21 protein-coding genes are annotated in these 24643 nt (G+C 69.7%); 5 read left to right on the top strand and 16 right to left on the bottom strand.

The window, feature by feature from the left end; genetic code table 11:
• Positions 1-30 precede the first annotated feature (30 nt).
• From ACZ3H8_RS20500 to ssd, 6 genes are read right to left on the bottom strand one after another with little or no spacing between them, the layout of a single operon-like run.
• Positions 31-558, bottom strand: a complete 528-nt coding sequence (locus tag ACZ3H8_RS20500) for a TadE family type IV pilus minor pilin (RefSeq protein WP_467403758.1) — start codon at positions 556-558, stop codon at positions 31-33.
• Positions 545-745, bottom strand: coding sequence for a DUF4244 domain-containing protein (locus tag ACZ3H8_RS20495; protein ID WP_467403756.1), 201 nt, complete (start codon positions 743-745; stop codon positions 545-547). The genes ACZ3H8_RS20500 and ACZ3H8_RS20495 overlap by 14 nt, the downstream gene beginning before the upstream one ends.
• Before the next feature lie 38 nt (positions 746-783).
• A complete protein-coding gene (locus ACZ3H8_RS20490; protein ID WP_467403755.1) occupies positions 784-1554 on the bottom strand; it encodes a type II secretion system F family protein in 771 nt (256 codons plus the stop codon).
• Positions 1551-2399 (bottom strand): type II secretion system F family protein, encoded by an 849-nt coding sequence (locus ACZ3H8_RS20485; RefSeq protein ID WP_467403752.1) that lies wholly within the window; start codon positions 2397-2399, stop codon positions 1551-1553. The genes ACZ3H8_RS20490 and ACZ3H8_RS20485 overlap by 4 nt, the downstream gene beginning before the upstream one ends.
• On the bottom strand, positions 2399-3547 hold the full coding sequence (locus ACZ3H8_RS20480) for a TadA family conjugal transfer-associated ATPase (protein WP_467403751.1): 1149 nt from the start codon (positions 3545-3547) through the stop codon (positions 2399-2401). Before ACZ3H8_RS20480 ends, ACZ3H8_RS20485 begins: the two co-directional genes overlap by 1 nt.
• On the bottom strand, positions 3544-4644 hold the full coding sequence (ssd, locus tag ACZ3H8_RS20475; RefSeq protein ID WP_467403748.1) for a septum site-determining protein Ssd: 1101 nt from the start codon (positions 4642-4644) through the stop codon (positions 3544-3546). The genes ACZ3H8_RS20480 and ssd overlap by 4 nt, the downstream gene beginning before the upstream one ends.
• A gap of 479 nt (positions 4645-5123) precedes the next feature.
• On the opposite strand from ssd, the gene ACZ3H8_RS20470 reads away from it, so the two are divergent.
• A complete protein-coding gene (locus tag ACZ3H8_RS20470; RefSeq protein ID WP_467403747.1) occupies positions 5124-5978 on the top strand; it encodes an HAD family hydrolase in 855 nt (284 codons plus the stop codon).
• A gap of 362 nt (positions 5979-6340) precedes the next feature.
• Here ACZ3H8_RS20470 and ACZ3H8_RS20465 read toward each other — a convergent pair whose 3' ends face one another.
• On the bottom strand, positions 6341-7171 hold the full coding sequence (locus tag ACZ3H8_RS20465; RefSeq protein WP_467403744.1) for a Fic family protein: 831 nt from the start codon (positions 7169-7171) through the stop codon (positions 6341-6343).
• 102 nt (positions 7172-7273) lie between these two features.
• Between ACZ3H8_RS20465 and ACZ3H8_RS20460 the strand changes: the two genes are divergently transcribed.
• A complete protein-coding gene (locus ACZ3H8_RS20460) occupies positions 7274-8260 on the top strand; it encodes an ATP-binding protein (protein WP_467403742.1) in 987 nt (328 codons plus the stop codon).
• 31 nt (positions 8261-8291) lie between these two features.
• On the opposite strand, the gene ACZ3H8_RS20455 is transcribed toward ACZ3H8_RS20460, so the two are convergent.
• Entirely contained in the window at positions 8292-9575 is a 1284-nt protein-coding gene (locus ACZ3H8_RS20455) for a polysaccharide deacetylase family protein (RefSeq protein WP_467403740.1), read from the bottom strand.
• Between the two features lie 286 nt (positions 9576-9861).
• Here ACZ3H8_RS20455 and ACZ3H8_RS20450 point away from each other — a divergent pair, with 286 nt between their 5' ends.
• The 3 genes from ACZ3H8_RS20450 (at position 9862) to nhaA (ending at position 16107) form a co-directional block, all read left to right on the top strand.
• Positions 9862-12336, top strand: coding sequence for a bifunctional SulP family inorganic anion transporter/carbonic anhydrase (locus ACZ3H8_RS20450; protein ID WP_467403739.1), 2475 nt, complete (start codon positions 9862-9864; stop codon positions 12334-12336).
• 203 nt (positions 12337-12539) lie between these two features.
• Positions 12540-14495, top strand: a complete 1956-nt coding sequence (gene acs, locus ACZ3H8_RS20445) for an acetate--CoA ligase (RefSeq protein WP_467403736.1) — start codon at positions 12540-12542, stop codon at positions 14493-14495.
• Positions 14496-14709: 214 nt separating this feature from the next.
• Positions 14710-16107 (top strand): Na+/H+ antiporter NhaA, encoded by a 1398-nt coding sequence (nhaA, locus tag ACZ3H8_RS20440; RefSeq protein ID WP_467403735.1) that lies wholly within the window; start codon positions 14710-14712, stop codon positions 16105-16107.
• Positions 16108-16442: 335 nt separating this feature from the next.
• Here the strand turns inward: nhaA and ACZ3H8_RS20435 are convergent, their stop codons facing one another.
• The 8 genes from ACZ3H8_RS20435 to ACZ3H8_RS20400 form a co-directional block, all read right to left on the bottom strand.
• The gene (locus ACZ3H8_RS20435; RefSeq protein WP_467403733.1) at positions 16443-18536 is read right to left on the bottom strand and encodes an NACHT domain-containing protein; all 2094 of its coding nucleotides are present in this window, start codon (positions 18534-18536) and stop codon (positions 16443-16445) included.
• A 414-nt stretch (positions 18537-18950) separates the two neighbouring features.
• Entirely contained in the window at positions 18951-19184 is a 234-nt protein-coding gene (locus tag ACZ3H8_RS20430) for a hypothetical protein (protein WP_467403731.1), read from the bottom strand.
• Positions 19185-19264: 80 nt separating this feature from the next.
• On the bottom strand, positions 19265-20506 hold the full coding sequence (locus tag ACZ3H8_RS20425; RefSeq protein WP_467403730.1) for a site-specific integrase: 1242 nt from the start codon (positions 20504-20506) through the stop codon (positions 19265-19267).
• Between the two features lie 74 nt (positions 20507-20580).
• On the bottom strand, positions 20581-20808 hold the full coding sequence (locus ACZ3H8_RS20420; RefSeq protein WP_467403728.1) for a helix-turn-helix domain-containing protein: 228 nt from the start codon (positions 20806-20808) through the stop codon (positions 20581-20583).
• 302 nt (positions 20809-21110) lie between these two features.
• Positions 21111-22658: a YfjI family protein gene (locus tag ACZ3H8_RS20415; RefSeq protein WP_467403726.1), complete on the bottom strand. Its 1548-nt coding sequence runs from the start codon at positions 22656-22658 to the stop codon at positions 21111-21113.
• A complete protein-coding gene (locus ACZ3H8_RS20410) occupies positions 22655-22987 on the bottom strand; it encodes a hypothetical protein (protein ID WP_467403724.1) in 333 nt (110 codons plus the stop codon). The genes ACZ3H8_RS20415 and ACZ3H8_RS20410 overlap by 4 nt, the downstream gene beginning before the upstream one ends.
• A complete protein-coding gene (locus ACZ3H8_RS20405) occupies positions 22984-23853 on the bottom strand; it encodes a bifunctional DNA primase/polymerase (RefSeq protein WP_467403721.1) in 870 nt (289 codons plus the stop codon). Before ACZ3H8_RS20405 ends, ACZ3H8_RS20410 begins: the two co-directional genes overlap by 4 nt.
• Entirely contained in the window at positions 23850-24578 is a 729-nt protein-coding gene (locus ACZ3H8_RS20400; RefSeq protein WP_467403719.1) for a DNA methylase, read from the bottom strand. Before ACZ3H8_RS20400 ends, ACZ3H8_RS20405 begins: the two co-directional genes overlap by 4 nt.
• Between the last annotated feature and the right edge of the window lie 65 nt (positions 24579-24643).

Below are 24643 nucleotides of genomic sequence, written 5' to 3'. Positions count from 1 at the left end.
GATCCTGGGTCATCGGCCCGCGGTCCCGGGTCATCGGGTCACCTCCGGAGTCTCCAGAGGGGCCGGGCCCGCGGTGGCGGTCCGGCGCGTAGCTGCCTCACTGGTAGCCGGTTGCTCGGCGGAGGCGTCCCGCCCGGCCGCGTCCCGGCCCACCGTGTCCTCGGCGAGGGCCGCCGCTTCCGCACTCAGCGTCAGGGCCAGCGCGCCCGGGCCCGGAGTGTGCGCCTCGACCCGTACCCGCCACAGGTCCCCCGCCCGCCTCACCGTGACCTGCGCACCAGCCGGGGCCGCCGAGCGGGCGGCGGCCAGCGTGGCTGCCCGCGGTTCGGACCTGGCGGCCGCCCGGGCTCCGGCCCGAACCGCGTCCACGCACTGGATCTGCGCGGAGGCCGCCATCAGCGCCCAGACCAGGGCCATGGCGAAGACCACCAGGGCGGGCACCGCGACAGCCGCCTCCGCCGTCACAGACCCCCGGTCGTGCACCCTGCCGCGCGCCTCGTCGCGCATCTTGTACCGCACCTCGTCGCGCACCTCGTCGCGCACCTCAGAACTGCGCATTGAGGGCTTTCCCGATCACCGATTGGAGCGCCCCCGAGACGGCCCCGCTCGTGACGACCTTGTACAGAACGGCCGCGAAGGCACACGCGGCGATCGTCCCCATCGCGTACTCGGACGTCGTCATCCCCGAGTCCGTGCGCATCCGGCGCGAAAGCCCGCGCAGCCATCCCCGCATCTGATTCCACATTTCAACCCCCAAGAGATCTCGTTCAGTTGCTCAGTTGCTCAGTTGCCGTTCAGCAGTCCGTCCGCCAGGCCGATCACCACCGGAGCCACCCCCACCGCCAGAAAGGCGGGCAGGAAGCACAGCCCCACGGGTGCGGTGATCAGGACTTGCGCCTTGCGGCCCCGGGCCGTGGCCGACCGCGCCCGGTCGGCCCGGAAGCGCTCGGCCAGCCGGGACACCGGCTCCGCGGCCGGCGCGCCCGTGGAGTCGGCACGCTCCAGACAGCGGGCCAGCCCCGTCGCGCCCGGTATCTGCGCCAACCACCCCCAGGCCCGTGCCGGCTCACCTCCGAGCCGCAATTCGGCTGCCGCCCGCACGAGCCGCTCGCCGACCGGCCCGCCCAGCGACTCCCCGACCGCCTCCGCCGCCTCCCGTGGCCCCGCCCCGGCCGAGATGCAGGCCGCCAGAAGGTCGGCGGCAAGCGGCAGTTGACGGCCGGCATCCCGGTCCACGGGACCCGGGTCCCGTTTGCGGTTCCGCTGCCAGCGCCGTACGCCATAGGCCCCGCCGAGCCCGACGGCACAGCCGATCAGCCCGCCGACGAGGAAATAGCCGGTGATCACCGCGCCCAGCGGGTAGGCCAATTGCCGCACCCACGCCCTGTACTCCGGTCGCCACCGCTGCCGTTCGCGCTCCATCGCCAGCAGCGACTCGATCCGCTTGCGTACCCTGCGCCCGTCCCGCCGCCCCGCGATCGTGAAGCCCAGGCAGGCCACCACGGCCAGCAGAAAGACCACTGCCCCCAGCCTGTGGACGGCGTCCCCGGTCATGGCTCCTCCCCCCGCCGTACGATCCGCGCGGCCCAGCAGAGGCCCGCGGCCTCCATCAGCCCGCCCACCACCAGGCACACCAGGCCCGCCGGGGTGTGCAGCAGGACCCTCAGGGGATCGGCGCCCAGCGCCCAGCCCATCCCCAGGCCCACCAGCGGAAGCGCCGCCAGCAGGGCGATCGTCGACGATGCACCCGCCAACTGGGTGCGCAGGTCGGCCCGTTGGTCCCGCTCCGCCCGCAGCGCCGCCTCCAGCCGGTCGAGCCCCGCGGCCAGTCCGGCCCCGCTGTCCACGGCCACCCGCCAGCAGGCCGCGACTCCGGCGAGCCCGTCCGCGCCCGGCTCGCGCGCCGCTTCCCGCAGCGCCTGGGGCACATCGCCCCCGAACCGCGCCGCGGCCAGCACGGCGGCCTCCGTGCCACCCAGTGCCCCCGTGGATCTGGCGGCGAACAGCAGCGCCTGCCCCGGCTGCAGCCCTGCCCGCAGTTCCCCGGCGACGGCACCGCACAAGGTGATCACCCCCTCGGCTCGCCGCTCCTGCTCCCGCCTCCGCTCCCGGGCCCGCAGCCGTCGCCTCACCAGCGGCACCGCCGCCGCCCCCGCGATCAGCGGCAGCACCGACTCCCCCAGCGCGGCGAGGACGAGCGCCACCGGCAGGCACAGCCACTCCCGCCGCAGCCTGACCCATGGCAGCACCCGCTCCCACGACCGCCTCGGAGAGACCTCCACGGCACCGCCGCCCGCGAGCAGCAGCCGCGCGCGCCTGAGCCCCTGGTCCCGCCCGACCGTCAGCCACGCGGCCGCACCCGCGCACACCGCGGCCGCGTACATCGGCTCACTGGCCATCACCGCGCACCCCCGATCAGCGGCAGCAGCCGCTCCCAGCCCCGCTCGTACGCAAAGGCCTCCGCGCCCCACCGCAGCGCGGGCACGGTCACCACCAGCCCCGCCGAGTCCCGCTCCAGCACATGCACCTCGGCGATACGCCGCTGCCCACCCCGGTCCCGTACGAGATGGATCACCACCGAGAGGGCCGCCGCCAACTGGCTGTGCAGCGCCGCCCGGTCGAGCCCCGCCGCCGTCCCGAGCGCCTCCAGCCGCGCGGGCACATCCGCTGCCGCGTTGGCGTGGACGGTCCCGCAACCGCCCTCGTGCCCTGTGTTGAGCGCGGCCAGCAACTCGGTCACCTCGGCTCCTCGCACCTCCCCGACGACCAGCCGGTCGGGCCGCATCCGCAGCGCCTGGCGCACCAGGTCCCGCAGCGTCACCCGGCCGGCGCCCTCCTGGTTCGCCGTGCGCGACTCCAGCCGCACCACATGCGGATGCTCGGGTCTGAGCTCCGCCGAGTCCTCGGCCAGGACGATCCGCTCCCGCTCCCCCACGAGCCCCAGCAGACTGGACAGCAAGGTCGTCTTCCCCGAGCCCGTGCCGCCGCTGATGAGGAACGACAGGCGGGCGTCGATCAGCGCCCTCAGCACGCGGTCCCCGCCCGGCGGCACCGTCCCCGCAGCGACGAGCTCCCCCACCGAGAACGCCCTGGGCCGCACCACCCGCAGCGACAGACACGTCGAGCCGACCGCCACCGGCGGGATCACGGCATGCATCCGCGTCCCGTCCGGCAGCCGGGCGTCCACCCAGGGCCGGGCGTCGTCCAGCCGCCGCTCCGCCACCGCGGCGAGCCGTTGTGCCAGCCTGCGCACCGACGCCGCGTCCGCGAAGGTGACCCCGGTGAGCTCGAGACCGCGCCCCCGGTCCACCCACACCCGGTCGGGCGCGGACACCAGGACGTCGGTCACGGACGGATCGGCCAGCAGCGGCTCGAGCGGTCCCGTCCCCACCAACTCGCACCGCAACTTCTCGGTGCCGCCGAGCACTTCGGCGTCCCCGAGCAGCCGCCCCTGGGCCCGCAGCGCGGCCGCTACCCGGGCAGGCGTGGGCTCTGCCCCGCTCTCCGCGAGCCTCTGTCGTACGGCGTCCAGCAGTCCGGTGCTCACGAGACACCGCCCCCGGTCAGCGCCCGCTCCCAGAAGGCCGTGCAGAACCTGGCCAGCGGCCCGCGCACACGGCCCGGCGGAGCACCCCCGTCCTGCGCGGCCAACAGTCCGGCCTCCACGGGCAGTTCGCCCGCCAGCGGCAGTCCCAGAGCATCCGCGACCCATTGCTCGTCCAGCCCCGCCGCATACGGCCCGCGCACCACCACGCGCAGGTCCTGGAGCACCATGCCCACCGTCGACGCCACCCTGTTCGCCGCGGCGACCGCCCGCAGCTCGCCCGGCACCACCAGCAGCCCGAGATCGAGCTGGGCCAGCGCCTCCGCCACGCCCTCGTCGACCCGGCGCGGCAGATCCACGACCACCACCCCGCCGCGCCTGCGTGCCGCGGCCAGCACCGAACGCATCGCCTCAGGCGGGATAACCACCGAGTCCCCGCGGTCCCAGCTGAGCACCCGCAGCGCATGCAACTCGGGCAGCGACTCCTCCAGCGCCCCGCCGGCGACCCGTCCCTTGGAAGCGGCGAAATCCGGCCAACGTCTGCCTTCCACTTGCTCTCCGCCGAGCAGCACGTCCAGTCCGCCGCCGAGCGGGTCCCCGTCGACCAGCATGGTGCGCCGGCCGGCCCGGGCCGCAGAGACCGCCAGCCCGCAGGCCAGCGTCGATGCCCCGGCTCCGCCCCTGCCGCCGATCACACCGACGGTCAGCGCCTGGCGTCCGACACCCTCGACCACATCGGCGATCCGGTCGACGAGCCAGCCTTCCGCATCGGGCAGCCGCAGCACGCAGTCGGCCCCGATTTCCACCGCCCGTCGCCAGACGTCCGGGTCGTCCTGGTCCCGCCCCACGAGCAGCACACCCCGTCTGCGCGTGGCGCCGCGGCAGCGCGCCGCCGCGTCGTCGCCGACGAGCACCAGCGGCGCGCCCTCCCAGCTTCCGCTTCGCTCCGGCACCGAGTGATGGACGTCCGGTTCGGCTCCCGCCGCGGCGCACAGCCGCAGCAGATCGTCGAGCAGTTCCATATCTTCGGTGACGATCAGAGGCCCGTCCCGCCGCCCTTCGACGACCGGCGGCCGCTGCGATGTGATGGATCCAGCCACGATCTCCACCCCCTACTTACTTCGATCTCGCTTCGTTCCGAGATCTGCGATTCCTGCGGTCCGCGAACTACGCGGGTGGAATCACCGTGCAGCGCACCGGAAAATCGTGTGGATCTTGCTGAAAAACTGTGGACAACTGGCCACTTGTGAATATCCCCGTCGCCCATACCGGTGACTCCCGGGAGCAGCCCTTCCACTACGCACAGTGACGGTGCAGAGTGATGGAAGGCCGACGCCGACACGGCTCACATGAGAGGAGAACGATCAAAGTGGATCGCAGCGCATGGACGAAAACGCGTCCGGACATGCGACGACCCCCGCCGGGGGGGAGAGCGGGGGTCGTCTCTCCGGCCGACTCGGGGGGGGAGGAGCCGGACCGGGTTAGCACGGTCGCGAACGATCCGTGACTTCCATGGTGTACCCGAGAGCCTTCTCAGGCAAACCCACACGCCCGAGCGTACGCCGAATGGCGGGCACCTATGCTCAGGCTCGTGGAAAACCACTCCTTGCCGCGCACAGCCGCCTTCTTTGACCTGGACAAGACGGTCATTGCGAAGTCTTCGACGCTGACCTTCAGCAAGTCCTTCTACCAAGGCGGGCTGATCAACCGGCGCGCCGTACTGCGCACCGCCTATGCCCAGTTCGTTTTTCTCGCCGGGGGCGCCGACCACGACCAGATGGAGCGGATGCGCGAGTACCTCTCCGCGCTCTGCAAGGGCTGGAACGTCCAGCAGGTCAAGGAGATCGTCGCCGAGACTCTTCACGACCTGATCGACCCGATCATCTACGACGAGGCCGCCTCGCTCATCGAGGAGCACCACACCGCGGGCCGCGACGTCGTCATCGTCTCCACCTCCGGCGCGGAGGTGGTCGAGCCGATCGGCGAGCTCCTCGGCGCTGACCGGGTGGTGGCCACCCGCATGGTGGTCGGCGACGACGGCTGCTTCACGGGAGAGGTGGAGTACTACGCGTACGGACCGACCAAGGCGGAGGCGATCACGGAGCTCGCCGCCTCCGAGGGGTACGACCTGGCGCGTTGCTACGCGTACAGCGACTCTGCCACGGACGTTCCGATGCTCGCGTCCGTCGGCCATCCGTATGCCGTGAATCCGGATCGTGCGCTACGCCGGGAGGCGACGGCGCGGGATTGGCCGATTCTCGTCTTCAATCGGCCGGTCCGCCTCAAGCAGCGGCTGCCCGCGTTCTCCATGCCGACGCGTCCAGCCCTTGTCGCCGTGGCCGCGGTGGGTGCGGCGGCGGCCACCGCCGGACTGGTCTGGTACGCGAGCCGGCGGCGCAGCGCGGCCGCTCAAATCGCTACCGCAACCGCGTGAAACAATTCGCTCGTATTTGAACCTAAAAGTAAAGAACTGCAGCTAGGGCTTCCACTTGCCCTCCCGCAGGAGTACAAATGAGTCAACGGCCCGCGAGACCAAGGACATCCGAGAGGATCACCTTTAACGCATGAAGGCCCCACGGACCGAGCATGAAAACCGAGCACCCACGCGACGTCGACCCGTCGATTACGGGCCAGCCGCACCAGGTGACGGGCAGGAGTTCCCGACCTGATGGGCAACATTCGAGGACGCATGGTAACTCGGTGGACGTGCCAGCGGCGGTACCAATTCTGGTACCGCCGCAACCCTGTTCAGGGGCTTCTCCGGGGTTAGTTCAAGCGGTAGTTCTACGGGGAGATTCAGGCAGCCCCGCGCTGCAGCGCCTCGCACACCGCCGTCGACTCCCTGACCCCCAGCTCCACCGCGCGCCCGCAGTGCGCGATCCAGGCGGCCATGCCCTCCGGCGTACCCGTCAGATACCCCTCGAAGGCCGCGACGTACGCGGCCCGGCCCTGCTCCGCGTGCCCGACCTCTGCCGGGCAGATCGACTTCGGGTCCAGCCCGCTGCCGATCAGCACGATGCGCTCGGCCGCACGGGCGACGAGCCCGTTGTACGAGCCGAAGGGGCGCAGCGCCAGCAGCTCGCCGTGGACCACGGCCGCGGTCACCAGGGCCGGTGCTGAGCTGCCCGCGATGATCAGTTCGGCCAGGCCGTCCAGCCGGCCGGTCACTTCACTCGCGTCCGGCAGCGGCGCCTCGATCAGCGGCTCGTCGACCGTCTCACCCGCGAGACGTGGCCGGCCCACCGTGTCGTCGTCGCCCGCGCCGCTCGCCGCGACCAGATGCAGCCGGGCCAGTACCCGTAGCGGCGACTGCCGCCAGATGGAAAGGAGTTGACCGGCTTCGGCGGTCAGCCGCAGCGCGGCCCCGACCGTGCGCGCCTCGGGTTCGACGCCGAAGTCGGTGCGCCTGCGGACCTCTTCCAGTGCCCAGTCCGCCCCGGACAGCGCGGCGGAACCACGCGCTCCGCGCAGCGCCGCCTCCGAGGTGACCTCGTTGCTGCGACGGCGCATGACCCGATGGCCGTAGACACGGTCGACGGCCTTGCGTACGGAGTCCACGGAGTCGGCGACGCCCGGCAGGGAGCCGAGTGTGGCGAGGGGGTCGACCGACGAGGCATTCGTACTCATAGGTAGCGAGGCTACGCGCCCCCGCCGCACGTCCCACCTTGGAGTGGTCTTCCTCACTCAGCCTGATTGCGCCACGCGATCGACCCACTACCCTTCGTGAACATGAAGATCGCTTTCGTAGGGAAGGGCGGCAGCGGAAAGACGACGCTGTCCTCGCTCTTCATCCGCCACCTGGCCGCCAATGAAGCCCCCGTCGTCGCGGTGGACGCCGACATCAACCAGCATTTGGGGGCCGCGCTCGGTCTCGACGAGACGGAGGCAGCCGCGCTGCCAGCGATGGGCGCGCATCTGCCGCTGATCAAGGACTATCTGCGGGGAACGAACCCCCGGATCGCCTCAGCCGAAACGATGATCAAGACCACGCCCCCCGGCACAGGTTCGCGTCTGCTGCGTGTGTGTGAGGACAACCCGGTCTACGAGGCCTGCGCCCGCACCGTCCGGCTGGACGACGGGGACATCCGGCTGATGGCGACCGGCCCCTTCACCGAGTCGGATCTCGGGGTGTCCTGCTACCACTCCAAGGTCGGCGCGGTGGAGCTCTGTCTCAACCACCTGGTCGACGGCCCCGAGGAGTATGTGGTCGTGGATATGACGGCCGGGTCGGACTCCTTCGCGTCCGGGATGTTCACCCGCTTCGACATGACCTTCCTGGTGGCTGAACCGACCCGCAAGGGCGTGTCCGTCTACCGCCAGTACAAGGAGTACGCCAGGGACTTCGGCATCGCGCTGAAGGTCATCGGCAACAAAGTGCAGGGCCAGGACGACGTGGACTTCCTGCGCGAGGAGCTGGGGGACGACCTGCTCGTCACTGTCGGGCACTCCGACTGGGTGCGGGGGATGGAGAAGGGCCGGCCGGCGCGCTTCGAGCTCCTGGAGGCCGAGAACCGGATGTCGCTGCAGACCCTGCAGAACGCCGCGGAGGACTCGTACGCCCACCGCGACTGGGGGCGCTACACACGCCAGATGGTGCACTTCCACCTGAAGAACGCGGAGAGTTGGGGCAACGCGAAGACGGGCTCCGACCTTGCCGCGCAGGTCGACCCCGCCTTCGTGCTGGGCGAGTATTCGGCAGTTCCGCAGCCCAGCTGAGGAAACGGCTCGAGGGAGCGGATGTCAGTCGTCAGTCCTGCTGGGCCTGCTGGGCCTGCTGGGCCTGCTTGACCGCGGGTGAGACTGCCGAGTTCGCCGGCTGGGCGGCGAGGAACGTCGCCCAGCCGCCCTTCGGGGCCTCGCCGACTCCGAGCGTGCGCATCTTCTCCAGGACCTGTGGGTCCTGGACGTCCAGCCAGTCGGCGAGTTGGCGGAAGGACACGCACCTCACGTCGCGCTTCACACAGACCGTGGCGATCGTCTCCTCGATGGCCCGCATGTACGTGCCGCCGTTCCAGGATTCGAAGTGGTTGCCGATGATCAGCGGGGCCCGGTTGCCCTGGTACGCACGGTCGAAGGCCTGCACCAGGCCGTCGCGCATCTGGTCGCCCCAGTACTCGTACTGGGAGGGGTCACCCTTGGACGTGCCCGACTGGTTGACCATGAAGTTGTAGTCCATGGCGAGCGTCTCGAAGGCGCGGCCGGGCACCGGCACCATCTGCAGTGACAGGTCCCACAGGCCCAGTTCCTTCTTGGGCCAGACCTGGTCGTTGATACCGCTGGTGTCGTAGCGGAAGCCCAGTTCGCTCGCGGCGCGCACAAAGTTCGCGCGGCCCTCCAGGCAGGGGGTGCGGGCGCCGATGAGTTCCTTCTCGTAGTCGAAGGGCAGCGGCTGTTCGGTCTGCAGGTCCGCGTTCGTCTTCCAGTTCTTCACAAAGGACTTGGCCTGGCTGATCTCGCTCTTCCACTCGGGGACGGACCAGTTGCCGACCCCGCCGTCCTCGCCGCAGAAGTGGCCGTTGAAGTGGGTGCCCACCTCGCTGCCCTCCTGCCAGGCGCCGCGCAGCTCACGCACGGTGTCCTTGATGCCCTGGCTGTCATTGAAGCCGATGTCGGAGCGCCCGGGAGAGTGCTGGGGCGGGTCGTAGAGGCTCGCCTTCTCCTCTGGGAGCAGATAGACCCCGCTGAGGAAGTAGGTCATCGTCGCGTCGTACCTCTTGGCGACGTTGCGGAAGTGGGAGAAGAGCCTCTGGCTGTCCTCGCCGGCCCCGTCCCAGGAGAAGACCACGAACTGCGGGGGCTGCTGACCGGGCTTCAGGCGCACCGGCTTGAGCAGCCCCGGCTGGACTCCGGTGAACGCGGTGGATCCGTCGCCGATGAGACGTACCGCGCTCACGGGAGCCGCGGCGCCCTTCGGTCCGGGGGCGCCCTTCGTTGCCGCGCGATAGTCGTCCGATCCGGAGCAGCCGGCGAGTCCTGCGATCAGGGCCGTGGCGACTGCGCCGACGGCGAACCTCCTCGTGGCGGCCTTCATCAGCCCACCCTCTTTCTATGCATATATGCCTGTACGACGCATTACCTACGGCGCCGACAAGCTCGCATCGAGGTGGTGAGGGGGGAGGTGCGACGAGCCGCATTCAAATCACTAATCACCAGTACGGGTGAAAGAGTGCCCCATTTGCCCCGGTAATCCCGCCTCGGCCTTTACTCTGCATTACTATCCATTTACCGAGAGTTGAGAATCCCGCCGCTGCACGCCGTGACCCACGGCCGCGTCCCCCACATTCCGCGACCGCGCTGCCCCGGAGGAGACGGGAACCATGTCTGCCTGCGTCCCCACTCGCACCGACGACCCATCTCGCAAGTCCCGCAAATCCCGAAAGTCCCGGAAGAACGGCAAGTCCCGAAAGAACGGCAAGCCCCAAAAGAACCGCAAGCCCGGCACGCCGCAGAAGGACGGCACCGCCGGCACGTCACGCGAGGGCCGCCCGTCCCGCACATTTCTCCCCTCGCGCTTCCAGCGCCCGCACAGCCCGCCATCGCCCGGCGGCGGCCGCCGCCGCTTCCGCATCGCGGGCGCCGACCTGTCCGCCTCGATCTCCGTCTTCCTGATCGCGCTGCCGCTCTCCCTCGGCATCGCACTGGCCACCGGCGCACCACTCCAGGCCGGGCTGGTGGCCGCCGCCGTCGGCGGCATCGTCGCCGGGCGGCTCGGCGGGTCACCGCTGCAGGTCAGCGGTCCCGCGGCCGGGCTCACCGTCGTCACCGCCGATCTGATCCAGCAGTACGGCTGGCGCACCACCTGCGCCATCACCGTCCTCGCCGGACTCGCCCAGCTCGGGCTGGCCGCCCTGCGGGTCGCCCGCTCGGCTCTCGCCGTCAGCCCGGCGATCGTGCACGGCATGCTGGCCGGCATCGGCGTCACGATCGCCCTCGCACAACTCCATATCGTGCTCGGCGGCACCCCGCAGAGCTCCGCCGTCGACAACGTCCGTGCTCTGCCCGCCCAGTTGGCCGAGCTCCACCCGGCCGCGCTCTCGGCCAGCGTCCTGACCATTGCCGTACTGCTGCTGTGGCCACGGATTCCCGGGCGCGCGGGTCAGCTCGTACGGAAGATCCCGGCCGCCCTCGCCGCGGTGGCGGGTGCGACCACCTTCGCCGCGGTCGCCGGGCTGAGCCTGCCGCGCGTCGACCTGCCGTCCTGGAGCAACCACGCCCTGCCCCAGCTGCCGGAAGGGCCGATGCTCGGCGTCCTCGCCGCCGTCCTCACCATCACCCTGGTCGGCAGCGTGGAGTCACTCCTGTCGGCAGTCGCCGTCGACAAGCTGGCGGCTGCCCGCAAGGAGCCGGACGTTCACATTCCGCGCGCCCGGCTCGACCGGGAGCTGGCCGGGCAGGGGGCGGCGAATGTCGTCTCCGGCGCGCTCGGCGGGCTGCCCATTACCGGGGTCGCCGTCCGCAGCGCCGCCAATGTGTCCGCGGGCGGGGTGAGCCGTAACGCCACGATGATGCACGGGCTGTGGATCGCGGTCGCCGCGCTGCTGCTGGTACCCGTGCTCGATCTGATCCCGCTGGCCGCCCTGGCCGCGCTGGTGATGGTCGTGGGCATCCAGATGGTCAGCATCACGCATCTGCGCAGCGTGAAGCGGAACCGGGAGATGCTGGTGTATGCGGTGACGCTGGCCGCCGTCGTCGTCACCGGCGTGCTCGAAGGCGTGGTGATCGGGGTCGCGGTGGCGGTCGCGGTCGCGCTGCACCGGCTGACCAGGACGCGGATCACCGCGGACGAGCAGGAGGGGATCCACCGGGTGCGGGTGCGCGGCCAGTTGACCTTCCTTGCCGTGCCGCGGCTGAGCCGGACGCTGGGGCAGGTGCCCCATGGAACCGACTGTGTCGTGGAGTTGGACGGTTCCTTCATGGACCACGCCGCGTACGAGGCGCTGCACGACTGGCAGACCTCGCATGTCGCGCAGGGCGGGACGGTGGAGTTCACCGGCCGGTCCGGGGGCCGGATAAGCGAGCCCGCCACGGAGACACACTGCTCCTGCCGCCCCTGGACGCCCTGGCGCAACCACCACTGCGACGCGAGCCCCCGGAACGCCTCCACGCATCAACTGGCCAGCGGGCTCAGCACCTTCCAGCGCAATACGGCCCCGCTGGTGCGCGAGGAGCTGGCCCGGCTGGCGCGGGAAGGACAGCGGCCCTCCCAGCTCTTCCTCACCTGCGCCGACTCCCGCCTGGTCACCAGCATGATCACGGCCAGCGGTCCGGGCGATCTGTTCACCGTGCGGAACGTAGGAAATCTCGTGCCGCCGCTCGGCGCGGAGAGCAGCGACGACTCGGTGGCGGCCGCGATCGAGTACGCCGTCGATGTGCTGGAGGTGGACTCGATCACCATCTGTGGACACTCCGGCTGCGGCGCGATGCAAGCCCTGCTGAGCACTCCGCCCGGAGGCGCCCAGACTCCGCTGTGGCGGTGGCTGCGGCACGGAATGCCGAGCCTGGAGCGGATGCGGAGCCGGCACCGTTCCTGGGCCAGGATCTCCGGCCGGATGCCCAGCGACGCGGTGGAGCAGCTGTGCCTGACCAATGTGGTGCAGCAGCTGGAGCATCTGCGCGCCCATGAGGCGGTGGCGAGGCGGCTCGCCGAGGGCACGCTGGCGCTGCACGGCATGTACTTCCATGTCGGCGAGGCCCAGGCGTATCTGCTCGCGAGCAGCGACGAGCACGAGATCGACGAGGTCTTCGACCGGGTCGCTCCCGCACCTTCGGCGCTGGAGAAGTCGCGAGCCTGAACCGCTCACCGGTCCTGTCCGTGAGAACGTATGGCCCCTCTTTCCCACCGCCCGGGGAGGAGGGGCCACTCATAGCTTCACCCCTGAATTCACCCACAGGTCTAAACCAATTTCCGGAAGGCTCTTGTCACCCGGCCATCTGGCTGATGAGCTATGGCCTGGGACACATAGGCACATAGGACGCCCTGGGAAAGGGAGATGTCGTGAGCAACGAAAGCCTGGCCAACCTGCTCAAGGAAGAGCGGCGGTTCGCGCCGCCGGCCGAGCTGGCCGCGAACGCCAACGTGACGGCGGAGGCGTACGAGCAGGCCGAGGTAGACAGGCTTGGCTTCTGGGCCGAGCAGGCGAGGCGGCTCACCTGGGCCACCGAACCGACCGAGACCCTCGACTGGACCAACCCGCCCTTCGCGAAGTGGTTCGCGGACGGCAAGCTGAACGTCGCGTACAACTGCGTGGACCGCCATGTCGAAGCGGGCAACGGCGACCGCGTCGCCATCCACTTCGAGGGCGAGCCGGGCGACAGCCGCACCATCACCTACGCCGAGCTCAAGGACGAGGTCTCCCGGGCGGCCAACGCCCTGAGTGAGCTGGGAGTTGTGAAGGGCGACCGGGTCGCTGTCTACCTCCCGATGATCCCCGAGGCCGTCGTGGCGATGCTGGCCTGCGCCCGTATCGGCGCCGCTCACTCGGTCGTCTTCGGCGGCTTCTCCGCCGACGCGCTCGCCACCCGTATCGAGGACGCCGACGCCAAGGTTGTCATCACCGCCGACGGCGGCTACCGCCGCGGCAAACCCGCCGCGCTCAAGCCCGCCGTGGACGACGCCATCGACCGCGTCGACCGCATCCGGCATGTGCTGGTCGTACGCCGCACCGGCCAGGACGTGGCGTGGACCGAGGACCGCGATGTGTGGTGGCACGACATCGTCACCCGCCAGTCCGCCGAGCACACCCCGGAGCCCTTCGGGGCGGAGCACCCGCTCTTCATCCTCTACACCTCCGGCACCACGGGTAAGCCGAAGGGCATCCTGCACACCTCCGGCGGCTATCTCACCCAGGTGGCCTACACCCACCACGCCGTCTTCGACCTCAAGCCGGAGTCCGACGTCTACTGGTGCACCGCCGACATCGGCTGGGTGACCGGCCACTCGTACATCGTGTACGGGCCGCTTGCCAACGGCGCGACGCAGGTCATGTACGAAGGCACGCCCGACACCCCGCACCAGGGCCGCTTCTGGGAGATCGTGCAGAAGTACGGCATCACGATCCTCTACACGGCGCCGACCGCGATCCGCACCTTCATGAAGTGGGGAGACGACATCCCCGCCAAGTTCGATCTGAGCAGCCTGCGCGTCCTGGGGTCGGTCGGTGAACCGATCAACCCGGAGGCCTGGATCTGGTACCGGGAGCACATCGGCGCAGGCAAGACGCCGATCGTGGACACCTGGTGGCAGACCGAGACCGGCGCGATGATGATCTCGCCGCTGCCGGGCGTCACCGAGACCAAGCCCGGTTCGGCGCAGCGCGCGCTGCCCGGCATCTCGGCGACCGTCGTCGACGACGAGGCGAACGAGGTTCCGAACGGGGGCGGCGGCTATCTCGTCCTCACCGAGCCGTGGCCGTCGATGCTGCGCACCATCTGGGGCGACGACCAGCGCTTCCTCGACACGTACTGGTCACGCTTCGAGGGCAAGTACTTCGCGGGCGACGGCGCCAAGAAGGACGACGACGGCGACATCTGGCTGCTCGGCCGGGTCGACGACGTGATGCTGGTCTCCGGCCACAACATCTCGACGACCGAGGTGGAGTCGGCGCTGGTCTCGCACCCGAAGGTCGCCGAGGCAGCGGTCGTGGGCGCGACGGACGAGACGACCGGCCAGGCGATCGTGGCCTTCGTGATCCTGCGCGGCACGGCCAGCGAGGACGAGAACCTCGTGAACGACCTGCGTAATCACGTCGGCGCGACGCTCGGCCCGATCGCGAAGCCGAAGCGGATCCTGCCGGTGGCGGAGCTGCCCAAGACCCGCTCCGGAAAGATCATGCGCCGACTGCTGCGCGATGTGGCGGAGAACCGCCAGCTGGGTGATGTCACCACGCTCACCGACTCGTCCGTGATGGACCTGATTCAGTCGAGGCTGCCCACCGCCGCCAGCGAGGACTGACCAGGGAAGAGCCACCGAGAACAGCGCTGAAGGGCACCCGGCGAAGACGCGCCGGGTGCCCTTTATGAACCTAAAGTGACACTCACCGGATACGCCCTTGCACGCTTGGGTAAGCTAATGAATGCGTCAACGACGCGACAAGAGAACCTAGGTGCGCCGGGAAGTCTGGTCGGCATGTGCTCTGTCCTGCCTACCCGACCGGAGGTCCCCCGACGTGGCCGCGCCGCCCCCCACCGACCGTAAGTTTCTCGGGCGTCTGTCCCTACCCGAGCGGACGTTCGTGGCGGACGCGTTGCGTGCCGAGACAGTCGGCGGCGTACTCCTCCTCGCCGCCGCGATCGCCGCTCTGATCTGGGCGAACACCCCGCTGGGCGACAGCTACGAATCCGTACGCGACTTCCACATAGGCCCCTCCGCCCTCGGCCTGGACCTCTCGATCCAGCACTGGGCCGCCGACGGCCTGCTCGCCGTCTTCTTCTTCGTCGCCGGCATCGAGCTCAAGCGTGAGCTGGTGGCCGGCGAATTGCGCGACCCCAAGGCCGCCGCCCTCCCCGTGATCGCAGCGATCTGCGGCATGGCGGTGCCCGCGCTCGTCTACGTCCTGGTCGCCACCACCGGCGGCGGATCCGCCGCCGGCTGGGCCGTCCCGACCGCCACCGACATCGCCTTCGCCCTCGCCGTCCTCGCCGTCATCGGCACCTCGCTGCCGTCCGCGCTGCGGGCGTTCCTGCTGACCCTCGCCGTCGTCGACGACCTGTTCGCGATCCTGATCATCGCGGTCTTCTTCACCAGCGACCTGAACTTCGCGGCGCTGGGCGGGGCCGTGATCGGCCTCGGCGTCTTCTGGCTGCTGCTGCGCAAGAGCGTCCGCGGCTGGTACGTGTACGTGCCGCTCGCCCTGGTCATCTGGGGGCTGATGTACAACAGCGGCGTGCACGCCACCATCGCCGGTGTCGCGATGGGCCTGATGCTGCGCTGCACCAAGCGCAAGGGCGAGGAGCAGTCCCCGGGGGAGCACATCGAGCACCTTGTACGGCCGCTGTCGGCGGGACTCGCCGTACCGCTGTTCGCGCTCTTCTCCGCGGGTGTCTCGGTCTCCGGCAACTCTCTCACCGACGTCTTCTCCAAGCCCGAGACCCTCGGTGTCGTCCTCGGTCTGGTGGTCGGCAAGACCGTCGGGGTCTTCGGCGGCACCTGGCTCGCGGCGCGCTTCACCCGCGCCGAGCTCAATGACGATCTGGCCTGGCCGGACGTCTTCGCCGTCGCCTCGCTCGCCGGCATCGGCTTCACCGTCTCACTGCTCATCGGCGAACTGGCCTTCTCCGGCGACCCGGTGCTGACCGACGAGGTCAAGGCCGCGGTCCTGATGGGCTCGCTGATCGCCGCCGTACTTGCCGGAATCCTGCTCAAGCTGCGTGACCGCAAGTACCGCGCGCTCACCGAGGAGGAGGAGCGCGACGACGACCAGGACGGCATCCCCGACATCTACGAGCAGGACAAACCCGAGTACCACCTGCGGATGGCCGCGATCTACGAGGAGAAGGCCGCGGAGCACCGGCGCATGGCCGAACTTGCGGGGGCGTCGCGCGACGGCGGCGACAGTCCGGCATGATCTGACGGCATCCGACCATGAAAAAGCCCCCTACCAGTGGATTTCCCACCGGTAGGGGGCTCGGTCATGCCGCCGGGCCGTGTCGGGGCCGTCGTTCGCCTCGGTGGTCGTCCGATTGTGCGACATCACGTGAGTTCTCCTGAGCCCCGCTGAGAGTCTGCCCCTGTGGCCAGGGAGTCCTTCCTCTTCCAGGTACATGACCTCCAGCTGACGGAACTTCGGGATTCTTGAAGCGTTCTCACTCTGTCCGACTGATCCGCAGTCGGGCTGAAGGTGAGGAGGATCGGGTCGGCACTGGCGGCCGTGGAGGTCGGTTTCCCGCCCGTGCGGTCGGGCTATACCGCTGGGGGATCGGGATGACGCGCCAGCCATTCCTGCAGTTCACGGTGCCGGAACTGGTAGGCGGCACCTGCGAGGCGCAGCAGCCCAGCGGCGCAGGCCCAATCCAGGAAGACTCCGAGCCGTTGTGGCAGCTTTCCCCTGGAGCACAGCACGAAGACCAGGTACCGGCGTCCCGATGTGGTGCCTGCCAGGAGCCCGAACGCGAGCACGAACGCGAGTTCCCACGCGATCAGCCCGCCCTCTAGGACCCCGAACATGGGATGTCCGAACACGAACCAAGCCACGAGTCCGACCGGGAGCCCGGCCGCGAGCCCGACTACCAGTCCCTGTAGAAGATCACCACGGATGATGTCACGGGGCCTTGCACTTGTTGATGGCTCGCGCGTGACGGCTTTGGTAAGCCCGGCCCCGAGCCCGACCACGAGCCCCGCCGCGAGCCAGATCGCGAGCCAGATCGGGAACTCGAACCAGCCCCCGAAAAGCATGATCCCGAGCCCGCCCGCGAGCCCCGCCGCGAGCCCCGCCGCGAGGCAGATCCCGAGCCTGACCGCCAGGTCGCGGCGCCCCGCTCGGGTGTGCAAGCGTCCCCAGTCCGCGTGCGCCGGCGGACCCACCCGAGCCCGTGCCGCCGAGCGGCCGGCTAGAACGGCCAGCACTGCGACGATGAGGACAGAACTGACCTGCCGGGCACTGGCCAGTACGAAGAGAAGCGGCAGCAGGACCGTGAGCGTGGTCAGCACGGCGTCAATGGTGCGTACCCTGCGGGGGCCGGCCACTGGCCACAACTGGTGCAAGACCAGGTCGGTGCGAGGACCGGGGCCTGCCCCTGCTGGTGCGTCCTGGCTGGGGGACGGGGTGTTCAGGTGCGCGGCGAGCTGAGCGAGCCAGCGGTGCACCTCGAGCGCGGCGTAGGAGTGGCGGGGGTGCGGATGGAGGGCGGTGGCGGCAGGGATGAAGCGGGCCAGCAGGCGTGCGTCGAGATCGGCTGGGTTGGTGTGGCGGAGCAAGTCAGAGGGGTCGCAGTCCTGGGCGTAAACAGTGGCGGCCAGGCTCAGCCGCCACGGCGTGGACAATGTTGTGGCGAGCGTGCCGTTCGGTTCCCCCTCCAGGACATCCAGCACCGGCTGCCAGCGCGCGGGATCGCTGGCGCGCTGCAGTAGGTAGGTGCGGGCGGTAAGGGCCGTGACGTCGTCGATGTCGATGTGCGCGGCGTCGAGCAGCCGCACCCGGCTGCCCAGGGCTTCGTAGTGGCGAGTGCGGCAGGTCAGGATCACCGGGCCCGCCGCGCGGCCGTCTTGGTACGCGTTGAGCGCATCCACGGCGGCCCGGGCACGCGATGCGTCGGGAGACGGGGTGCCATCGGGCGCAGTGGGGTCCATCTCGTCCAGGCCGTCCAGCACCGGCAGCACGCGGCGCTGGCGGACGAGTTCATCGGCCATCTCGGCCCGCCAGTCGTAGACGTCCACCAGGTGGCGGGCCAGCCGCTCGGGCAGGGCGATGGTGGTGTCCCACTCGGCCAGCGACAGGCGCACAGGAACCGGATCCCCCTCCTCCCGCTCCTCGAGGAGGGCCAGCATGAGCTCCAGGGCGAGCACGGTTTTGCCCGCCCCCGGCTCGCCAGTGACCACCAGGCGGCGCGGGCGCGTCTGCCGGTAGTACGCGGCCACCTCTGGAATGGTCGGGGTCCCCTCGAACAAGCGCCCCGCGCCAGCAGGAGCCACCGCGACCCGTCCCGGGTCAGGGCGGAGGGTGAAGGTGAGATTGATCCTCTGGGTGTCGTTCCCGATCAACTGCCGCCACTGCCGCTGCCCGTCCTCCTTCACCTGCTCGGCCAAGCTCGATGCCCAGCCGCACGCCAGCTGCGCCAGGTCACCTTGAGGAGGCCGCCGCAGCCCCACCACCACCGCGACCACCAGGGCCGCCACCCCGAGTGGCAGCCCGAGCAGGGTCGAGGTGCCGACCGCGTCCAGATCTTCGCGGGTCAACTGCACCCCCGCGAACAGCATGCTCGCCGCCACCAGCAGCCCGCCCACCCCGCCGAGCCACACCCGCCAGCGCCGGTACCCGCGCCCTCCGATCCTCGCCACTCCCTGATCATCACCCTTCCGTTGGTGCCGGAGGGTGAGCCATGCCGGAAGGCGAGAGGGCGCAAGGTCGTGGCCAGGGCCTGCGGGAGGGATGACGAAACTCATACGGCGTCCGGACGGTTCACACCGAACCCATGGGCACGGGCTTGGGAACCGACGGATCCGACCCACAGGTTCCCGCTGAACACCTTTCGGTTCGCGTCAACCCATGGGTCTCAGGGCTCGGGTCTCCTATCTCTGACCCCCAGGGGCAAAGTAGCGCTGTCCCCACTGGTCAGTGGCCCGGCATCCCATAACGGTGGACTCCGACGGACCGACTCGCCGGTTACTTGTCCCCTGTCCGAGGGTCCGGGTCCGTGTTGCGAAAGCGGGCGCTATCGGGGGCAGACCCAGATACGCCAGAAACCCACCCGCTCAGGGGACCCACTTGTACTTGCCTCCGCCGACCCATCTCACGACCGCGGGATCGTCGAGGTCGAGATGGGTCAGCCCCGCCTGGTGCGTCAGCCTGATCACATCCAGCATGTCGTAGGCAGGCCCGGCCACCTCCCCGTTGATCTGCACCACCCGGTACGGCGGGTCGCCCGGCACGACGCCAAGGACGACGACGGGGGCGGGGTGGAACCCCTGTTGAGCATCGTTGGTCATGCCTACAGCGTGTGGCAGGGGCGCGACGCGCACATGTCGAGCGGACCAGTGGGTGGGGACACCGCTACTTTGCCCTTGGGTCAGAGAGAGATAGGAGTCCCGGGCCGATAGACGCTGTCCACGGCCTTCCGGGTGCGTCCCTCGCTGCTGGGCATCAGGTGCGTATACGTCCTCAGGGTGAACCCCGGGTCGCTGTGTCCGAGGTACTGGCTCAGAGCCTTGATGTTCTCCCCGGCGTCCAGCAGAACGGACGCGTAGAAGTGCCTCAGTGCGTGCATGCCGTGCTCTGGGGCCTTCTCGTACTTCTCGCCTGCCGCCGGGGTGGGGATGACTCCAGCGGTTGCCAGAGCGGGTTTCCAGGCTCGGAGGTTGAAGGCGTTCCGCCGAATGGCTTGCCCCTCGCTGTTCGTGAAGAACAGCGTCTTGGTCACGGGCGGTCCGTCGGGCTCGCGCCACGGGAGGGTGATCTCCACAGGCGGATACGTCGTCATGTGGGTCACCAGAGCTTCGCCTACCGCCCCGGAGAGCGGGACGTCCCGCTCCTTTCCACCCTTGGGGGGTGCGAAGACCGGCCGCCCCCTTACGAGCTTCACCTGATAGGCCACGTGCAGCCAGCCACCGAGGAAGTCGACTTCGTCGGTGGGAAGTCCGAAGATCTCCCCTTGCCGCAGTCCGCAGCCGCCTCCGAGATCGGCCGTGGCCCGGTACCGGCTGGGGAGACCTGCGCGCACCCCGAACACCCACTCAGCAGGCCATGGCTTCACCCGGGTTGGCGAGGGCTTGGGGGCCTTAACGGACTCGGCTCGGCACGGATTCTTCGGCAGGAGTCCGTCGTCTACGGCCGCAGTGAGCACAGCGGAGACATTCCCGAAGATGGCGCGCCGGTACGAGGCGGCCGGCACCGTGTCTTCAAGCTGACGGACCCAGCTCCGAACGTGTCCGGGCTGGAAGGACCCAAGTGGGCGCGTCCCGATGTACGGGAAGGCGTGCAACCGGAGCCGCATCTCCACAGCGTGGCGTGTTCCGATGTCCGATGTCTGTGCACTGAGCCACTTCTCGGCGTACTGCTGGAACGTGATGCGGCTCGCCTTCGGGTCGATGTACTGACCGCGCGCCATGTCGGCTTCGATCTGTGCGAGCCACAGCTCAGCAAGGCGTTTCTGTCGGTCGGGGAATGACTTGCTCTTCTCGGTGCCGTCGGGGCCGACGTAGCGGGCGCGGTAGCGCATGCCGGTGCCGTGACGGTCGGTCTTGACGCGGGTGGTCTTGCCGTTGGCGTCGGTTTCGGTCTTGTACCAGCGGTCTTGGATGTGGCCGGCCACGTGGGCTCCTTGGGGTGGGAACGGGTCAGGGGCACGACCCGTGTGGGTCGTGCCCCTGCTGTGGTTGGTCTGGCTTATGCGTCCTCGGCCGTCTTGCGTTGGGTGACGTAGGCGCGCACGTCGGCGGGGTCGTAGCGGATGTGCCTGCCGACGCGGAATCCGGGCGGGCCGACGCGCTTCTTGCGCCAGGTGTAGAGGGTCTCGACGCTCTCCAGCTTGAAGATGACCACGAGGTCTTCGGGTGTGAGGTAGCAGTCAGGTAGGCCGGACCTGAGCGTGGTGGTGGGTGATGTTGCCGCCATGCGGTTCTCCTTCGGGGCCGCTGGTGGTGCGGGAGCCGGGGAATCGCTGACAGAACTGACAGAACCTCGCCGCTGTGCCGCTGACCTGTGGTTTCGCGGGGTTCTGGATCTTTGACAGAACTGAATTAAAACCTGACAGAACCTCCTGGGCGGGGGTTCTGTCACAGGCCCCTCGGCCGACGGGCAGGGGGTTCTGTCGAGTTTTAACTAGGTTCTGTCAAAACCGCGGTCACGCTTATTTGTGCAGGTCAGCGCCACAGTCGGAGAGTTCTGTCAGTTCTGTCAGCGGTGTGGGGGTTGTGTCAGAGGCCCCGGCCGATGCGGGGGTGGGTTTCGTAGCGGGGCGAGGGCGGCCGGCCGCCGCGTCCGGTGCGCGGGGGCGGGGGCTGCTGGCGCACCCAGCCGTGGGCTTCGAGCAGGGTCAGGGCGGGATCGAGGTCACCGATGGCGGGGAAGTCCGCCCTCCGCAGCCCTCGGAACAGTTCCCGCTTGGTGAACCGGGACGGAGTGGCGGTCTGGAGGTGGGTGAGGACGGTCAGGGCGGCGTCGTGGGCGGGATCGGCGCTCATGGTGTCGAACACGTCCAGGGCATGCGCGGTGAAGTAGACGCCCAACTCGGTCGCGGCGGCCATGGTGGCCGCTTCGATGGGCTGGTGCCATCCGTCCTCAGGATGGGCGGCCAGGTGCAGCAGTCCCGCGATGCGGGCCACGGCTCCGTCCCGCTTGGATGCCCACTTCACGATCGGTGCGAAGCTCCCATCCGGTCCCAGGCGTGCTTCGGTGACCCTCTGGAAGGCGAGCAGGACCGCATCCGCCTCGGGCGTGAGCGGCAACAGCGCGGGGTCGGTCCAGTCGGCCAGCGCCAGCGTGAGGCCGCCGAGGTGCTTGGCGTAGGTGGCGGCCACCTGCTCGTCCAGCAGATCCGGGGACAGGTTGCGGCTGCCGACCAGGGAGAGCGGCTTGGAATACAGGAAGCGGGCCAGCAGTCCACGTCCGTCGGCCCCGTCGATGCGGGAGAGCGCGTCCAGAACTTCCGGCTGGATGGCCAGGCCGATGGTGACGGCGGGTGAGTCGATGTGTTCGGCTTCGCGGCCCTGGCGGTTGACGCGGAGCATGTCGCCGGCGTGGCCCTTGAGGAACATGCCCATGTTGGGCTTGCCGCTGTAGCGGCCGGCGATGATGTCGAACAGCTCTCCTTCCGCGCTCAGGCAGGAGATCCGCCCGCCCTGCTGGGCGAGCAGCGTGCCGATCGTCTCGGGGGTCGCGTCGTCCGCGACGAGTTGCGGCACGACCGGAGTACTCAGTTCGCTTGCGGCCTGGGCCAGTTCAATGGCTTCGGCCGTGAGCGCGTCGCGCTTGTCCGCTTCGGCGGCTGCGGCTTTCTGCGCGGCTTTCTCGGCTGCGTCCTTGGCCAGGTGGGCGAGTGTCTCGGCCTCGGCCCGCATCGGCCCGGACAGCTCGATGAGGGCCTTTTCCGCAGCGAGCAGGGGGCGGACCATCAGGTCGAAGACGGCGCTCTTGCGGTTGCCGGGGTCCAGGGCCACGGCGGTGTAGAGGTTGACCGGCTCGCGCCAGTGCCCGCGCACGCACACCTTCACCCTGCCGCCCGCAGCCGTCGCGATGACCGCGAGGGCCAGGCATCCGGCAAGGTCGATAGGGGTCTGGGTCTCCTCCGTGACGCCGTGCACCATGTCCCGCAGCCAGGTGGGGAGGGTATCGACGGGGAAGGCGGGCAGAGGTGGGCGGGCCCGTAGGGGGATCGGCTCGTCCCAGGCCGGGCCGGTGATCTGTTCGAGGTCGAGGTGGTCGAACCCCTCCCACAGATCGGAGCTGAACTCCTGTGCGCTCATGCTGCGTTCCTCCTTTCCAGGATGTCGGGGTTGAGCAGGGGGCAGGTGTCGCGGTGGTCGTTGTGGTCCAGGACCAGGCGCTGTACGGCGGCCCTGCCGATCGCGCTCAGGTCCCGGCCGCAGGAGCACCAGGACCGTGCGGACGGGGTGACCTGATAGGAGGGCGCGGCAACGATGCGCAGCCACGCCACGGGCCGACGCCCGTCGTCGGCCGGCGGGTCAGTGCGAAAGGCAGATGCGGACGCCCTTCGGGCGGCGACTTTCGAGCCGCCCACGTCCGGCCGGGGTACGGCCGGTGTGGCGTCCTGCGGGACGCGTGGGAGAGTCATGCGGCCCTCCCCGCGCCGGTGTTGAGTCCGTTGGCGACGGCGCGTTCCGCGTAGGCCTCGGGTACGCCGACGGAGACGGCCGCAACGATGATCTGCCGCCCCATGGCCTCCAGGCCGCAGGGTCCGGGGCACTGTGCGTGCAGACGGCCCAGGAACTGGGCCACCCCGAACGCCTGCGATCCGGCGCCCGATTCGGTGCGGGCTCGCACCATGGCCACACCCCGCTCCAGGCCGGTGCGCACGTACCGCACGGTGTGCCGACATCCGGTGGCCACGGCCGCGTCCCACTTGGCGCGCTCGGGGACCGAAGAGACCACCCGCCCCGGGGCGAGGGTGGTCTCTTCCCCTGCGACCAGGGCCAGAACGGCAGACGGCAGTTCCGCCATGGTGCCGGTCCCAGGCCCGAGCCAACGGGCGTAGGCCATGCGCGACTTGATGTCCACGCCGGGCCGAACCGAGTTGGCCGACCGTGTGACGCCCAGGTAGATCCAGTGCTCCCCACGTGTTGTGGGCACGGTCCTGGTGGGCGGCAGGCTCTTACGCGCCCATGTAACGGCTTGTGCGTTGTCCAGGTCCACGACGGTCAGCCGGGCCCCTGCCGGGTGGTAGGCGACCGCCTGAGCCTCCCGCCAGGCCACAGCCCATGCAGGCGAGGTGAGCACGGCAATGTCGGCGGTGGCGGCTGCCCAGCCGTGGCAGACCTCGGGACAGCGGCACTTTCCCGCGCTCTTCATCTGGGGACGCCCGCCACACCTGCTGGCGGAGCAGGCACGACAGTTCCCGAACGGCACCTTCCCTTCCCGCAGCGGCAGCACCGGCACGCCCGTTGCTGCCAACTCCAAGGCGGTTCGCAGATGGTCGCTCACGCGGCCACCTCCCGCGTACGGGAGGACAGGAAGGCGCGGCCGATCCACTCGCTGTAGGCGGGCGGGATGGCTTCGGTGAGTTCCTCGCGAACATCGGTCCAGGTGATGCCCATGGCTTGCTGCATTTCGGGCACGGTGGCCTTGCCCCCGCCCGATCCGTACGGGGCGACGCAGGGGCCGTCCCGGTAGACGCCGTGCCGGTAGCCGCGCACGTACCCGCGATGCTTCGGATGGGCCGGCCGCGCGACCGTCCAGCCGCCCAACTCGAAGTTACGGTGCCGCAGCACCCCGAAGCCGAACATCTCGCCGCACAGGGTCAGGTCTTTGCGGATCTTCGCGCGGCCGTTGGGCTGCTCGATCACGTACGGCAGACCCGTGCGGTCGAGCAGCTCACGGGTGGGGGCCACGAGGTCCTCATGCGTGCCGCCCCAACCGCGTGAGCTGTTCGTGCCAACCGTGAGCGCGCACTTGTCCTGGCACGGCGGGGAGGCGTGCAAGAGGGTGTACCTATGGATCTCGCCCGTGGTGATGAGGTGCGCGAGGCGGTCGAGGGCGTCGCCCTGGTGGTAGGGGAAGGGGTATTTGGGCCGGTGGGCGAGGTCGATGCCGTCCACGTGGAATCCGGCACGGTGGTAGCCCATGCTGGCACCGCCTGAGCACGAGAAGACATCGAGCAGTAACGGCCGCGGGCCGCCCGCTCGCCTGATGTCGGTGGGTTGGGTCATGCTGGAGGTCTCCAGTTCTCTTGTGATTGCTGGATGCCGGGGCGGCCCCATGTCATTGGCGTGAG

It is taken from the genome of Streptomyces sp. NPDC002868, from assembly GCF_055563295.1.
The sequence above is the reverse complement of the archived record's forward strand: the minus strand, read 5'-3'. Positions and strand labels throughout refer to the sequence as shown.